A 13,506-nucleotide genomic window follows, 5' to 3' on the forward strand; every position below is an offset into this window, starting at 1 on the left:
ATCAAGGCGCCGCTCCGCGGCGCACGGGCGCGTGACCCGGCTGCGCGGGGCGGCTGCGCCGCCCGCCCGCGCGCTTGGGGCGCACGGGCGCAAGCCGCGCCGAGACGCCGGCGGCGCGCCCGCCGGAGCTGCGCGAGGTTCCCGATGCCTCCGGCAGGGGCGCTCTGACTCCGGGATGGCTGCCGTCCCGCCTACCGTCGACCCAGGCAAGCCGAGCAGACCGGCCCCACGGTGCCAAGGTCGTTCGTCCGCTGGGCGCTCCACCTTGGCACCGTGGGGCCGGTCCGCTCCCCGGAGGGTGGGTCGACGGCAGACGGGACGGCAAAGGTAGTGGGGCGAGTGGGCGGGCCATTCACGGGCCATAAGCCGGTGTCATCCAGGGCCAAACGGGGCCACCTGAGACTGCTCCCCATCAGGCGAAACACCGTCCGACCAACACGCAGCGTGAAATTCCCAAGCTGACAGCGCGGGTTCGATTCCCGTCACCCGCTCCACTGCTCAGCCCCTGGTCAAGCGCGTTCTAGCCGGATTCGGCGTTACGTGGTGCCGGTCATCGTGGACACGTTCCGGTTTGCTCCGGCAGTCCTACGCTGGCGGCATGACGCTGGACCCGGACGACGGGCAATGCGAGTCGTGACCCACGGGCGGGCTCGCCGCAGTTCTGCGTGACGCGGACACCCTGCTCCTCGATTTCGACGGGCCGATCTGTTCCCTGTTCGCGGTCCACCGGGCGCCCCGCGCGGCCGAGGAACTGCGGACGGCCCTCCGCGGGCGCGGTGAGCCGATCGTGGATCAACTCACCGAGGAACGGGATCCGCTGGAGATCCTCCGAGCAGTCGACGCGAGCGCCGCCGACAAGGCCCTGTCGGCGGCGTTGGAGGACCTCCAGACCGCGGCCGAGGTGAGAGCTGCGGCCTCGGCGCGTCCGACCGACGGCGGCGAAGCCGTGATCCGGCGAGCACGAGCGAGCGGGCGCACGGTGGCGATCGTGTCCAACAACAGTGAGGCGGCGGTCCTCGCCTATCTGCGGCGGGTCGGTCTGGTCGATTCGATCGACGGGTGGTCGGCCGGGTGTACGCCGAGCCGTCGCGGATGAAGCCCGATCCCCAGCCTGTCCGGAATGCCCTGCGGCTGGTCGGGAGCAGTGCCGGGCGCGCCGTTCTCGTGGGTGATGCGGTTACGGACATCCGGGCCGCCCGCGCCGCGGGCGTCGCCGCTGTCGGATACGCGAACCGACCGACGAAGCGCGGCATTCTCGCCTCGGCCGACGCGGTCATCGAGAGCATGTCGGAGCGACGGGGTGGGGCTCGGTGTCGGCGACGCGGTGGGGTCGGGGCTGCTGCCCGCCCGGTTCCGCGTGAGGAGGGGAAGGGTCGCGCAGCCGGTGAGCGCGGGTAGCAGCGCGGTGGTCAGGGCAGCGGCGGCGAGCCTGTGCATGGGTCCTCCGTGGCCGGATGTGAGTCCAACGAGAGCACCCGCGCACGGGCGGTCGGCCGGACGGCGCGAGATGGCGAGCCGTCCCGGCCAACTGCGGCTCGACCCCGGCGGCACCTTCGCGGCCGCCGTCGATGCTTCCCGATTCTCCGATTGCGGAAGCACCGACTCGTATCGGGTCGAAGCACTAGCGTGGGGGCGTGCCCCGTCGCGTCGCGTACGTGCTGGTCGGCGTCGTCGCACTGCTGCTCGTCGCCGGCATCGTCGCCGCCCTGGTCGTGTCCCGCCCGCGGGCGGAGACGGTCCGCCTCCATGTCGCCACGGTGAGCACGATCTCGGGCTCGATCGAGGAGCCGCCGGGCTGGTTCGGCCGGCTGACGGGCATGTGTGACGCCGACACCCGTACGTCAAGGGGAACGGCAGGCACTACTGCGTGCAGTTGTACTCGCTGGAGCCCACGGACGCGCCGTTGCAGGTCAGCGCCCGCCCGTCGGCCGACCGCCGGACCATCACGCTGCCACCCGAGGCGGTGGCGGGCATCCGCGGCGTGGGCACCCGACTCAAACCATCCACCCATCACCGGCCCGACATGCTGGTTCTCACGCGAGGGGATATGACCTCCCCGATCGCGGCCGTATCGATCGCGGACCTGCCGAGAACGGGTGAGTACCGCATCGGACGCTGGGAGGCTCTGCGGGCCCTCTCGCCCATCACGTGGGACCGGGAGAATCCGGGGCGGCTCAGCCTCGCCGCTGCCGGGCGCCGCGCCCAGCCACGTTGAGCGGATGCGCGTCGGCCCGGAGGCAAGCCGGCGTTGGCTCAGGCCGCGTACGGGACAACCCGTCGGTGGCCGCGTACGGCCAGGCGGCGTTCGCGCTCCGCCAGGGCGGCATCGAACAGCGCCACCCACCAGGCGATCTCCACCGCCACGGACTCCGGTACCCGACTGTCGTGTTCGGACGTTCGGCTCATATCGAGCCAAACGAAAGGCCACCCCACCCGGTCACCACCGGCCTAATCCGTTCGAGCGACCGCGAACCCGGTCGACCCCAATGAGGTCGTCAACTCGACGTCCGGCGCCGCGCCCGGTACTCCCGGTCCGCCGCCGCGTGCGCCGCCCGGCACGGCGAGCACCGGCACCCCGTCCGGTACCGGTAGTCCGTCCCGTGCTGCCCCCGCCCCCCGGCCTCCCGGTACCGATCCACCAACCCCTGCTGGTACTCGGCCTTGACCCGCCGGCACTCCCCGCACCGGCACCCCGCGTTGGCGTACGCCGACAGCGTCCCGTGCTCCACGGCCTCGACCGCCACCCCCCGGACCCGCCGCCGCGGCGCCCGCTCCCGTACGACCTCCTCGATCCGCAGCGCGGCGGCGGCCAGGTCCTCGTGCTCCCAGACCCGGACGACCGCCCAGCCGGCCTCGGCCAGCCGCCGGTCGGTGTCCCGGTCCCGGGTCACGTTCGCGGCCAGTTTCTCCCGCCACCAGTCCGCGTTCGCGGCGGGGAACGTCGCGTGGACGGGGCAGCTGTGCCAGAAGCACCCGTCCAGGAAGACCGCCACCCGTGCCCCGGGGAAGACCACGTCGACGGTGCGCCGGGTGCCGGGGACGCTGCGGGTGTGCAGGCGGTAGCGCAGCCCGAGCCGGTACAGGTGCTTGCGGAGCTGGACCTCCAGGTCCGTGTTGCTGGCCTTCTGCTTGCTCATCCGCGCGGCGACGCCCGCCGTGCTGGCCGGCGGCTTCATGCCGGGCGCAGGTCGTCGGGGCTCAGGTGGGTGCGGGGCATGACCAGGTCGGCCGGGGACGGGCGGCGGGCGCCGAGGATCCAGGCGGCCAGGTGGGCGAGCTGGAAGCTGATGAGCGGCGGTACGGCGTCGCCGATGTGCCGGTACATGTTGCTCATCCCGCCGCGGAACGCGTAGTCGGCCGGGAAGCCGTTGAGGATGCCCATCTCCCGGACCGTGCACAGCCGGTTCTGCTCGGGGTGGGTGTAGCGGCCGTTGCCGACGTGGCCGCACTCGCGCTTGATCGTCGGGGCGGGGCGGTCCCACCACATGCGGCCGTACACGTCGGGGTGGCTGCCGAGGCGGCCGCGCTCCAACCGGCCGCGCATCGCCGGGGTGAGCAGGGCGGGCGTGTCGGCCAGGTCGGACCAGGAGCCGCCGTCGTGCGGCATCCGGCCGGTGCGGTCGCGGGCGACGGCCGTGGTGAAGCGGGGCGCGGTGTGCGCGGGGTCGGCGCCGTCGAGCGGGCGCAGGTGCCAGTCCCAGATCGCGCGCCGGACGTGGGTGGCCTTCGGGTCGACCTCCAGGCCGGACCACAGGTCGTCGAGGGTGCGCAGCGGCAGGTCCGCGGCGACGGCGACGACCAGGGCGCGCTCGCGCCGCTGCGGCAGGCCGAACTCCGTGAGCATGTGGGTGCCGGCGGCGACCCGGTAGCCGAGGGCCGCCAGGTCGGCGGTGAGGCCGCCGAGGTGCTCGCGGAAGCGGCCGATGACCAGCTCGCGGGCGTTCTCCATGAGCAGGACGCGCGGGCGCCAGGCGCGCACGAACAGGCCGGTCCGCCGGACCAGGCCGTTGCGCGGGTCGTCGCGCAGGTGGTTGGTGGCGAGGGTACGGGAGAAGCCGGTGCACGGCGGGCAGGCGACGAGCACGTCGGGGCCGCCCGGCAGGCCCATCGCGGCGGCCAGGTCGTCGGGGTCGACGGTGCCGAGGTCGGCGGCGACGGGGGCCAGGCCCATGTTGGCGGCGTAGGTCTCGTTGCAGCCGAGGCTGCCGCGCGGGCTGCTGGGCTTGCCGTACTGGGCGTCGGCCGCGCCGGCGATCCGGAACGCCGGATGGGCGGCGAAGCCGGCACTCGCGCCGCCGCCACCGGAGAACAGGTCCACGACGCTCAACCCCACCCCCGGATTATAGCCCGGGACCACCCCCGCCCCGCCCCGGCCCACCGGCGCGGCGTCCCGGACCGGGGTGGCCGGCGGCCGTCCGGGCAGGCTTTTCCGTACGGGCGGCGGCGTGTCGCGGTGCCGGCCCGCGCGGCGCGCCGGCGGGTGCCCATGGCGCGCGAACCGGCGTTCGCGGCGGACCGCGCGTCCGGCCCCCGGATCGCCCGGGCGGGCGATATAAAGCAGGGGTTCGGCGTGACCCGCGGCGGTGCGGCAACACCGCGGCGGGCGCGGTGGCGCGGCGGTCGCCGCGGTCCGGCGGGAGGGGAGGGCCGGGGTGGCGAGCGGGTGTACGGCGGCGGTGCGGGCCGGTGAACAGTGCGGGCCGCAGCCGCTCGATCGGGTGGTGCGGGGTCGACCCGGCCGGCCGGCGCGCGGATGATCCGTCGGGCGGGGCGGCCGTACTCGGTACCCGAGCGGCTCGGCGGGGCGGGTGCGGCGGCGGCGGTGCTGGCGCTGGTCACGCCCCGGGTCCGGGACGCGACGGGGCTCGGGCTGCCGTGTCCGCTGCGGGCGGTGACGGGGGTGCCCTGTCCGGCGTGCGGTCTGACGACCGCGGCGGAGGCGCTGGCGGGGCTGGATCCGCGGGCCGCGTTGGCGGCGAATCCGGCCGTGTTCCTGCTGGCCGGGGTCGCGCTGGGCGGGCTGGTGGCGTTCGGGGCGCGGGCGGCGGGGCTGCGCTCCGCGCCGGTGCCGTGGTCGCCGGCGGCCCGGCGGCGGGTCGGTGCCGCGGTCGCCGTGGTCGCGCTGGGGAGCTGGGTCGTCCAGCTCCACCGCTTCGGAATCCTGTAGACGAGAGAGCTTGGAGTGCAGATGAACTTTGCGAACTGGGGCCAGCGGGTCGGCGCGTACCTGATCGACCAGGTGGCCGTGTCGGTGCCGTCGATCATCGGCAGCCTCGTGCAGGCCGCGACGATGGAGGACGGCCGGCCGACCGGTACGGGCATCGCGGTCAGCACGATCGGCAGCCTCATCACGCTCGGCCTGTGGATCTTCAACCGGGTGATCAAGCAGGGGAGGACCGGGCAGAGCTGGGGCAAGGGCGTGCTCGGGATCAAGCTGATCCGGGAGGACAACGGGCAGCCGGTCGGCCCCGGCCTGGCGTTCGGCCGCGACGTGGCCCACCTGATCGACGCGATCATCTGCTACATCGGGTTCCTGTTCCCGCTCTGGGACGCCAAGCGGCAGACCATCGCGGACAAGATCGTCCGTACGGTGGTCGTCTCCGCCTGACGACCGCGCGACCGACCGGGCCCGCCGCGCCGCCGCGGCGGGCCCGCCGTCCTCCCGGGCGGGGCACCGGGGCGCGGCCCGGTTCCGGGGCGTGGCGGTGCGCGGGTCCGGGGCGGGCTGGTTGGGGTTCCCGGGGCGGGTGGCGACCGGCGTTCCCGGCGTTCGGGAGCGATTCGCGGGTTCGCCGGACAGGCCCCGGGGCCGGTCGGAAACTGGGGGCTATCACGAACGCCCGACCACCCACGCACGACGGGAGCGGACCGCCATGAGCGCATCGACCGCCGAGTCCCCCACGGGTGCCACCCGGGCCGGGGGCAGCGGGCTGTTCATCGGCAGTTGGCGGATCGGCACGCACCACGCGGGCGCGCCGGGCCTGGTCATCCACTGCACGTTCGACGCGGCCAGCGGGTCGGTGCACGGGCTCGGCCGGATCGTCCGGGGGGCGACCGAGCCGCCGCTGGACCGGTCGGTGCGGCTGGACGGCGACTACACCTACCTGACGGTGCTGCCGGAGGCCAGCCACATCATGCTGACGCTGACCGGGTACCCGGTGCTGCACTGGCCGGCGCACGGCGGCACCGGGCCGGCGGCGCCGGCGGTGCTCAACCTGCGGCTGATGCTCGGCGCGGACTGGCAGAGCGGTACCGCGACGTTCCAGTACTGCACAGCGGACGAGCAGTGGCACACCATCGAGTCCGCCCCCGGCACCGTGATCACCGACGCCGAGCACGCCGGCACGCCCTGATCCCCGGCCCGCCCTGACCCGGCCCGCCCCGACTTCCGGTACGACCCGACTTCCGGACCGCCTGAATTGGAGAGCGCATGGACATCGTGATCCTGAACCCCGAGGACGTCACCGCCACCTACCGGGCGGGCATCCTCACCATCGAGGCGTCCGGCCACGAGGACGGCGTCACGGACATCTCGATCGCCAGCGCGACCACGGAGGTGCTCAACCCGCCGCCGTTCCGCGTGCAGGGGCAGCAGTCGCCCGCGATCGGCTACTTCCCGTACCGGGTCGAGTCGTCGTTCCCGATGCCCGCCGACCCGCAGGAGATCATCATCGAGACGCCGAGCGGCGGCATGATGGTGCCGGTGCGGTCGCTGACCGCGCACTGAGCGAACGCACAACCCCCGCCGCCGTCCCCGGGTCCGCCAGCCGGGGGCGGCGGCGTCCCCCTTGCCGCGGGCGCGCCCGCGACGACCGGAGCGGAGGGCCCGTGGACGCCGCGGCGCTGCTGGAGTACTGCCTGGCCAAGCCGGGTGCCCGGCCCGACGAGCCGTGGGAGGGGGGACCGCGTCGCCAAGGTCGGGGACAAGATCTTCGCGTTCCTCGGCGGGGCCGGCGGCACGGTCGGGCTCAAGTGCGGGCCGGACCGCGAGGTGGCCGACGAGTGGCTGCTGCGGTACCCGGACGACGCGGCGCCGATGCCGTACCTGGCCCGGTACGGCTGGAACACGCTGCGGCTCGCCGGCGCGATCCCCGCGGCGGAGCTGCGGGAGGCAGTGGACGCCTCGTACGAGGCGGTCGTGCGCAAGCTCCCCCGGGCCGAGCGCCCGCAGTAGGCCGCGCCGGTGGCCGCCCGGGCCGGGGTGGGCGGCCGGGGTCCCGGCGGGCGGGCCGCGGCGGTCAGCCGGCGGCGCAGGCGACGTTGGCCAGGCCGCGGCGGGCGCCCGTGGACGTGTTGTCGCAGGCCACCCGGTTGCCCAGCACCGGGTCGAAGTGGAACGCCCAGCCGGGGCCGTCGACCTGCGCGGCGTTGCCGGCGAACAGGTTGCCCGTCCCCCAGCCGTCGACCGGGCTGTGCGTCTGGAAGCCGTCGCCGCGGGACAGCCGGCCGCGGTTGTCGGTGACCCGCCAGCGGTTGCCCTTGAGGTCCACCCAGGCGTCCGCTGTCGTACCGGCGAGCCGGGAGCCGTCGAACGTGTTGTCGGCGATCCGCCCGCCCGTCGTCCCCTCGTGCGCCTCGACCGCCTCGGCGGTGGTCGCGGAGACCCGGTTGCCCTGGATGACGTTGCGGTCGGCGGCGTCCGGCTCGCAGTCGGCGACCGCGCACCAGTGCGTCGCCGGGGTGCCGACCCGGATGCCGACGCCGGAGTACGGCCGGAGCAGTCCGGCCCGCCGGACCGTGCTGCCCTGCACGACGTTGTCGCTGGCGAACCGGCGCAGGTGGATCGCGGTCTCGCCGGTCCGCTCGACGGTCAGGCCCTGCACGACCACCCGGCGGGCGCCGTCCAGCACCAGGCCCCGCAGGCCGTTGCGGACGGTGAAGCCGACCAGCCGGACGTGTGCCAGGTCGACCAGCCGCAGCACCTCGCCGGCGGCCCGGCTGCCGGCGTCGAGCACCGCGCGCGGACCGCCGCACAGGTACACCGGGGCGGCGGCGGTGCCGCCGGCGCGCAGCGTGAACCGGCCGCCGTAGACGCCGTCGGCGAGCGCGATCGAGGTACCGGGCCGCACCCGGTCCAGGGCGGCGGCGAGCCGGTTCGCGCCGCGCACCCGGACGGTCGGGGTGGGGCAGGTCACCGCCGGCGGTACGGCCGGGGCGGCCGCCGCGTCGGCCAGCGGGACGGCCGGGCGCGGCGGCGGGGGCGCGGCCGCCCCGTTCGGCGGCGGGCGCAGCACCGCCAGCACCGCCACCGCGGTCGCGGCGAGCGCGATCGTCACGGCGCCGGCCACCGCGAGCGGCGGCATGCGCGTGGTCAGGACCCGTTCGGTGGACACGGCGGCCACTCCTTCGGTCCGACGAAATCCGGCGCGGTCGGGCGCAACGGACACACCGGGAACAACGACGGCGAGCCGGTCGGGTCACCACAGTGGAGGTGAGGACTGCGTCACCACACGGCGGGTTACCGGGGTAGCGACGATGGCCTATGGTGAGGTCGCAGGCGCATCGACGGGCTCCACAGTGGCCCGGCGGCGAGAGCGGCCCGGCGGCGAGCGCGGCCGCGGGCCGCGCGGTTCAGCGACCGGACGGTCCCCGGGGCCGGTGGTCCAGCGGCCCCGGTGGCCCGGCGGTCGAGTGGCCGGGCGGCTGCGTCCCGGCACGTGACGACCCAAGAGGCGAAGTGGTGGAGTACCCGGTGCGCCCCGGCGGAGCCGCACCGGCCCCGCGAAACCGTCGGCGGCCGACGCGCCGGGCTGACCGGACGGCCAGCCGCGACACGCCGGCCGGCGGCGCGCCCGCACCCGACGGCCCGCAGGCGGTCATCCGGGCTTCGACGCGCCGAAACCGGGCAGGCAATTCGCACCGGTCGTGGAGCCAACCTCGTTCTGCCAGCGGTGTCGATACGGCATGCTGAACCTCATACCCATGCGAATCCCACGCCCGGGCCGTCGCCCGCTCAGCTCTGGTTCCCGCGCCGGCCTCGGCGCGGCTTTCGTGCTGGTCGCACTGGTGTCGATCATCGAGCTGGCGGACGGGCGGGACGCCAACTACGTCGGCCTGCTGGCGGCGGCGCCGTTCCTCGCGGCGGCGTTCGCCGCCTGGCCGGTGGTCCTGGCGGCCGGTGTCGTGGCGAGCCTGCTCGGCATTGTCTTCGCGGTGCTCACCGGCGAGTTCTCGCAGACCGCGGTGATCAACGTGCTGGGCATCATCGCGGCCACCGGCATCGCCTCCGGGGTGGCCACGCTGCGCCAGCGGCAGTCGCAGCGGATCGCCGAGCTGACCCGGCTGGCCTCGGTGGCCCAGCAGGCGGTGCTGCGCCCGCTCGGCCCGCAGATCGGCATGCTGCCGGTGGCCGGGCGGTACATCTCGGCGACGGCGGCCGCCGACATCGGCGGCGACCTGTACGAGGCGCTGGACACGCCGTACGGGGCGCGGATCATCATCGGCGACGTGCGCGGCAAGGGGCTGGACGCGGTCCGGCTGGCCAGCATCGTGCTGGGCTCGTACCGGCACGTCGCGTACGAGCGGGCCGACCTGCGGGCGATCGTCTCGGACCTGGACCGGGCGGTGGCCCGCTCGGTCGGCGACGAGGACTTCGTCACGGCGGCGCTGGTCGAGGAGCGCGGCGGCACGCTGACGATCGTCAACTGCGGGCATCCGCCGCCGCTGCTGCTGCGCCGCGGCCGGGTGATCACGCTGGACCCGCCATCGCCCGCCCCGCCGCTGGGCTTCATGCCGGTGGTGAAGCCGCGGGTGGAGCGGCTGGAGCCGGGCGACCGGCTGCTGCTGTTCACCGACGGGCTGGGCGAGGCCCGCCGGGACGGGGTGTTCTTCCCGACCGCCGAGCGGGCCTGGCGCCTGCTCGGCCACGGGACCGTCGGGGACGGGCTGGCGTCGCTGGAGTCGGCGCTGGTCGAGTGGGTCCGCGGGCAGCTCGACGACGACATCGCGCTGGTCCTGATGGAGTACGTGGGGCCCCGCTCGGCGAGCCGCGACGCGGCCGTCCCGAGCTGGGAGGTCGAGGCGCCCGGCCACTGAGCCGCCCGCCCTCTCCCCGCCGCGCCGCCCGCCGCCGGGGCCCGGCCGCCCGCACCGCCGCCCGCCGCCGGGCTCGCCGTTGTCGCCTGTCCGGAATCACCCGTACCCGCCGCCGGCTGTAGTTCGGCGCGCGCCGGCCGATGGTGCACGCGCGGGTCGTCCCGGCGACCCGTTGTTCAGGTTACCGGTTGGTAGGTAATATGTAGTTACTCGCCAGTAACCACGCCCGCGTGCCGGAGGTGTCGACGTGAGCCACTACCGCAGCAACCTGCGTGACCTGCAGTTCAACCTGTTCGAGGTGCTCGGCTCCGGGGCGTACGGCGCCGGGCCCTACGGCGACATGGACGCCGACACCGCGCGCGACCTGCTCGCCGAGGTCGACCGGATGGCCCGCGAGGACCTGGCGCCGAGCTTCGCCGCCGCCGACCGGAACCCGCCCGTCTTCGACCCGGCCGCGCACACCGCGCCGCTGCCGGCGGACTTCAAGCGGGCGTACCACACGTTCATGGACGCCGAGTTCTGGCGCGTGCACCTGCCGCCGGAGCTGGGCGGCACCCTCGCCCCGCGGACCCTCCAGTGGGCCGTCGCCGAGCTGGTGCTGGGCGCCAACCCGGCGCTGTGGATGTACGCGTCCGGGCCGTCGTTCGCGCACGTGCTGTACGAGGAGGGCACGGCCGAGCAGCGGCGCTGGGCCCAGCTCTTCGTGGACAGGGGCTGGGGCTCGACGATGGTGCTCACCGAGCCGGACGCCGGCTCGGACGTCGGCGCCGGCCGCACCCGGGCGATCCCGCAGCCGGACGGCTCCTGGCACCTCGAGGGCGTGAAGCGGTTCATCACCTCCGGCGAGCACGACCTGACGGAGAACATCGTCCACTATGTCCTCGCCCGGCCGGTCGGCGTCGAGGGCGCGGGCGGGCCCGGCACCAAGGGGCTGTCGCTGTTCGTCGTGCCGAAGTACCACTTCGACCCGGAGACCGGCGCGCTCGGCGCCCGCAACGGCGTGTACGCCACGAACGTCGAGCACAAGATGGGCCTCAAGGTCTCCAACACCTGCGAGCTGACGTTCGGCGAGCACGGCGCGCCGGCCGTCGGCTGGCTCATGGGCGACGTGCACGAGGGCATCCGGCAGATGTTCCGGATCATCGAGAACGCCCGGATGCTGGTCGGCACGAAGTCGATGGCGACGCTGTCCACCGGGTACCTCAACGCCCTCGACTACGCCCGCGGCCGGGTGCAGGGCCCCGACCTGGCCCGGGCCGCGGACAAGACCGCGCCGCGGGTGCCGATCATCGCGCACCCGGACGTGCGCCGCTCGCTGCTGCTGCAGAAGGCGTACGCCGAGGGCCTGCGCGCCCTCGTCTGCTACGCGGCGCACTGGCAGGACGCGGTCGCGCTGGCCGAGGCCGACGGGGACGAGCGCGGCGCCCGCCGGGCCGCCCGGATCAACGACCTGCTGCTGCCGCTGGTGAAGGGCTGCGGCTCGGAGCGGGCGTACGAGCTGCTCGGGGCGGAGGCGTTGCAGACGTTCGGCGGCTCGGGCTTCCTGCAGGACTACCCGGTCGAGCAGTACGTGCGCGACGCCAAGATCGACACGCTGTACGAGGGCACCACGGCGATCCAGAGCCTCGACTTCCTGTTCCGGAAGATCGTCAAGGACGGCGGGAAGGCGCTGCTGGCGCTCGCGGGCGAGATCCGGGCGTTCGTCGGCAGCGAGGCCGGCAACGGGCGGCTCAAGGACGTCCGGCTCGGGCTGGGTGCCGCCGCCGCGGACCTGCAGGCGATGGTCGAGACGCTCGGCGGCTGGCTGGCCGAGGCGCAGTTCGGCGAGCCGGAGCGGGTGTACCTGGTCGGCCTGCACTCGCGCCGGTTCCTGCTCGCCGCGGGCGACGTGGTGATCGGCTGGCTGCTCGCCCGGCAGGCGGAGGTGGCGCTGGCCGCGCTGACCGACGGCTGCGCGCCGGGGGACGTCGCCTTCTACGAGGGCAAGGTCACCGCCGCCCGGTTCTTCGCCGCCGAGGTGCTGCCGCGGCTGGCGGCCGACCGGCGGGTGCTGGAGCACGCCACCGCGGACGCGATGGAGCTGCCCGACGCCGCATTCTGAAATCGTCCTACCGTTGCCCCGCCGCCGGGTCGACTGCGGCTTGATACCGGAACGACCCGAATTCGCCGTATGCGTGTGGCCTGCGCCGCACATTCCGGGATTGCGGCCGGCACTGTCGGCCGTACGGGGTTATCCTGGTATATCCGGCGAAGGAGTGCGATATGGGAATTGGTGGCGGCATTTTCCTTATGGCCATCGGCGCGATTCTCGCGTACGCGATCAATGTGGATGTGAAGTACGTCGATCTCCGCGTCACCGGCTGGATCTTCATCCTGACCGGGCTCGTCACGGTCCTGCTGACCATCTGGTACCTGATGTCCCGCCGGCGCCAGAACGGCACCATGCGCGGGGTCGACCGCTCGGTACTGGAGGAGACCCGGCTCGCGCACGGTCACGCCGTGGTCGACCCGGAGCCGATCGCCAGCCACCTGCGGCCGCCGATGGAGCCGTGACGGCGCGCCCCGGGGGCGATCCCGGGGCGGTGGGCCGCGCGGCGGGTCAGCCGGCGCGCGGGGTGTGCTGCTCGACCAGGACGGCGTCGCCCGCGCCCAGCCGCGCCCACGGCACCCGCGGCCGGTGCACGGCGATCCCGGACGTGCGCAGGCCGCCCTCCTCGACCGCGGCCGGCGCCAGCAGCGCCGACATGTCCGAGACGGTCGGATTGTGGCCGACCAGCAGGACCGTCCCCGCGTGCTCGCCCAGGTCGTGCAGCAGCGCGAGCACGCCCGGCGCGCCCGACTCGTAGATCTCCGCGCGGTACGTGACCTCCGGCCGGGCGGCGTCGGCCAGCGCCACCGCGACCGCGTGCCAGGTCTGGCGGGTGCGCCGGGCCGGCGAGCACAGGACAACGTCCGGAATGTACTGCTTGCGGCGTAACCAGGCGCCGGCCGCGGCGGCGTCGCCGTGGCCGCGGGTGGTGAGCGGGCGGTCGAAGTCCGGGCCGTCGTCCGGGCGGGCGGCCTTGGCGTGGCGGAGCAGCACGAGCGTGGTCACCCGCACATGGTGCCTGATTGCGGATCGCGCTGTTGGGTAAGTACGCCGGTAATCCCCGCGGGTAGCGACGGATGTGAATATCGGAGGTATCCCCCATGGGCATCGGCGGCAGCATTTTCCTGATCGCGATCGGCGCGATCCTCAGCTTCGCCGTGGAGTACCGCCTCGGCTGGCTCGACATCAACGTCGTCGGCTGGGTACTGATGCTCGCCGGCCTGGCGGCACTGTGCCTGACGATCGCGTACAGCCGGCGGACCCGCCGGACGGTCGCCGCGGGCAACGGCCGGGTCGTGCAGCAGACGGACATCCGCGAGCCCGACCCGCGTCTCTGACGCCGGAGCGGGGTGGCGCGGCCCCTGCGGGGGTCGCGCCCGCGG

18 protein-coding genes are annotated in these 13,506 nt (G+C 74.6%); 11 read left to right on the forward strand and 7 right to left on the reverse strand.

Going from position 1 to position 13,506, the window contains the following annotated elements; all coding sequences use genetic code 11:
- Positions 1-787: 787 nt before the first annotated feature.
- The gene (locus IEY94_RS23415) at positions 788-1,096 is read left to right on the forward strand and encodes an HAD family hydrolase (protein WP_229783454.1); all 309 of its coding nucleotides are present in this window, start codon (positions 788-790) and stop codon (positions 1,094-1,096) included.
- Entirely contained in the window at positions 1,093-1,398 is a 306-nt protein-coding gene (locus IEY94_RS23420; protein WP_229783494.1) for an HAD hydrolase-like protein, read from the forward strand. Before IEY94_RS23415 ends, IEY94_RS23420 begins: the two co-directional genes overlap by 4 nt.
- Before the next feature lie 223 nt (positions 1,399-1,621).
- On the opposite strand, the gene IEY94_RS09090 is transcribed toward IEY94_RS23420, so the two are convergent.
- The 5 genes from IEY94_RS09090 to IEY94_RS09105 all read right to left on the reverse strand — a co-directional run bounded on the left by IEY94_RS09090 (position 1,622) and on the right by IEY94_RS09105 (position 4,333).
- Complete coding sequence (locus IEY94_RS09090) at positions 1,622-1,819, reverse strand: hypothetical protein (RefSeq protein WP_189169638.1); 198 nt, start codon at positions 1,817-1,819, stop codon at positions 1,622-1,624.
- Between the two features lie 41 nt (positions 1,820-1,860).
- On the reverse strand, positions 1,861-1,989 hold the full coding sequence (locus IEY94_RS23955; protein WP_268244827.1) for a hypothetical protein: 129 nt from the start codon (positions 1,987-1,989) through the stop codon (positions 1,861-1,863).
- A 264-nt stretch (positions 1,990-2,253) separates the two neighbouring features.
- Entirely contained in the window at positions 2,254-2,406 is a 153-nt protein-coding gene (locus IEY94_RS09095) for a hypothetical protein (RefSeq protein ID WP_189169639.1), read from the reverse strand.
- An 89-nt stretch (positions 2,407-2,495) separates the two neighbouring features.
- Positions 2,496-3,176, reverse strand: coding sequence for a very short patch repair endonuclease (locus tag IEY94_RS09100; protein WP_189169640.1), 681 nt, complete (start codon positions 3,174-3,176; stop codon positions 2,496-2,498).
- Positions 3,173-4,333: a DNA cytosine methyltransferase gene (locus tag IEY94_RS09105; protein ID WP_189169641.1), complete on the reverse strand. Its 1,161-nt coding sequence runs from the start codon at positions 4,331-4,333 to the stop codon at positions 3,173-3,175. The genes IEY94_RS09100 and IEY94_RS09105 overlap by 4 nt, the downstream gene beginning before the upstream one ends.
- A gap of 420 nt (positions 4,334-4,753) precedes the next feature.
- Between IEY94_RS09105 and IEY94_RS09110 the strand changes: the two genes are divergently transcribed.
- From IEY94_RS09110 to IEY94_RS09130, 5 genes are all read left to right on the forward strand, one after another.
- The gene (locus IEY94_RS09110) at positions 4,754-5,167 is read left to right on the forward strand and encodes a DUF2752 domain-containing protein (RefSeq protein ID WP_189169642.1); all 414 of its coding nucleotides are present in this window, start codon (positions 4,754-4,756) and stop codon (positions 5,165-5,167) included.
- Between the two features lie 21 nt (positions 5,168-5,188).
- Positions 5,189-5,608 carry an RDD family protein gene (locus IEY94_RS09115; protein ID WP_189169643.1) on the forward strand — a complete coding sequence of 140 codons (420 nt, stop codon included), beginning with the start codon at positions 5,189-5,191 and terminating at the stop codon, positions 5,606-5,608.
- A 265-nt stretch (positions 5,609-5,873) separates the two neighbouring features.
- Entirely contained in the window at positions 5,874-6,353 is a 480-nt protein-coding gene (locus IEY94_RS09120; protein WP_189169644.1) for a DUF1842 domain-containing protein, read from the forward strand.
- 77 nt (positions 6,354-6,430) lie between these two features.
- The gene (locus IEY94_RS09125; RefSeq protein WP_189169645.1) at positions 6,431-6,727 is read left to right on the forward strand and encodes a hypothetical protein; all 297 of its coding nucleotides are present in this window, start codon (positions 6,431-6,433) and stop codon (positions 6,725-6,727) included.
- Between the two features lie 144 nt (positions 6,728-6,871).
- The gene (locus IEY94_RS09130; protein WP_229783455.1) at positions 6,872-7,174 is read left to right on the forward strand and encodes an MmcQ/YjbR family DNA-binding protein; all 303 of its coding nucleotides are present in this window, start codon (positions 6,872-6,874) and stop codon (positions 7,172-7,174) included.
- A 64-nt stretch (positions 7,175-7,238) separates the two neighbouring features.
- Here IEY94_RS09130 and IEY94_RS09135 read toward each other — a convergent pair whose 3' ends face one another.
- Positions 7,239-8,333, reverse strand: coding sequence for a right-handed parallel beta-helix repeat-containing protein (locus IEY94_RS09135; RefSeq protein WP_229783456.1), 1,095 nt, complete (start codon positions 8,331-8,333; stop codon positions 7,239-7,241).
- Between the two features lie 571 nt (positions 8,334-8,904).
- On the opposite strand from IEY94_RS09135, the gene IEY94_RS09140 reads away from it, so the two are divergent.
- The 3 genes from IEY94_RS09140 (at position 8,905) to IEY94_RS09150 (ending at position 12,588) form a co-directional block, all read left to right on the forward strand.
- Positions 8,905-10,035 (forward strand): PP2C family protein-serine/threonine phosphatase, encoded by a 1,131-nt coding sequence (locus tag IEY94_RS09140; RefSeq protein WP_189169646.1) that lies wholly within the window; start codon positions 8,905-8,907, stop codon positions 10,033-10,035.
- 247 nt (positions 10,036-10,282) lie between these two features.
- Positions 10,283-12,136, forward strand: coding sequence for an acyl-CoA dehydrogenase (locus IEY94_RS09145; protein ID WP_189169647.1), 1,854 nt, complete (start codon positions 10,283-10,285; stop codon positions 12,134-12,136).
- Between the two features lie 161 nt (positions 12,137-12,297).
- The gene (locus tag IEY94_RS09150) at positions 12,298-12,588 is read left to right on the forward strand and encodes a DUF6458 family protein (protein ID WP_189169648.1); all 291 of its coding nucleotides are present in this window, start codon (positions 12,298-12,300) and stop codon (positions 12,586-12,588) included.
- A gap of 46 nt (positions 12,589-12,634) precedes the next feature.
- Here the strand turns inward: IEY94_RS09150 and IEY94_RS09155 are convergent, their stop codons facing one another.
- Positions 12,635-13,135, reverse strand: coding sequence for a SixA phosphatase family protein (locus IEY94_RS09155; protein ID WP_189169649.1), 501 nt, complete (start codon positions 13,133-13,135; stop codon positions 12,635-12,637).
- An 89-nt stretch (positions 13,136-13,224) separates the two neighbouring features.
- Here IEY94_RS09155 and IEY94_RS09160 point away from each other — a divergent pair, with 89 nt between their 5' ends.
- A complete protein-coding gene (locus IEY94_RS09160; protein WP_189169650.1) occupies positions 13,225-13,461 on the forward strand; it encodes a DUF6458 family protein in 237 nt (78 codons plus the stop codon).
- Positions 13,462-13,506 lie beyond the last annotated feature (45 nt).

This window comes from Pilimelia anulata (genome assembly GCF_014647895.1).
In the GTDB taxonomy this organism is placed as follows: Bacteria; Actinomycetota; Actinomycetes; order Mycobacteriales; family Micromonosporaceae; genus Pilimelia; species Pilimelia anulata.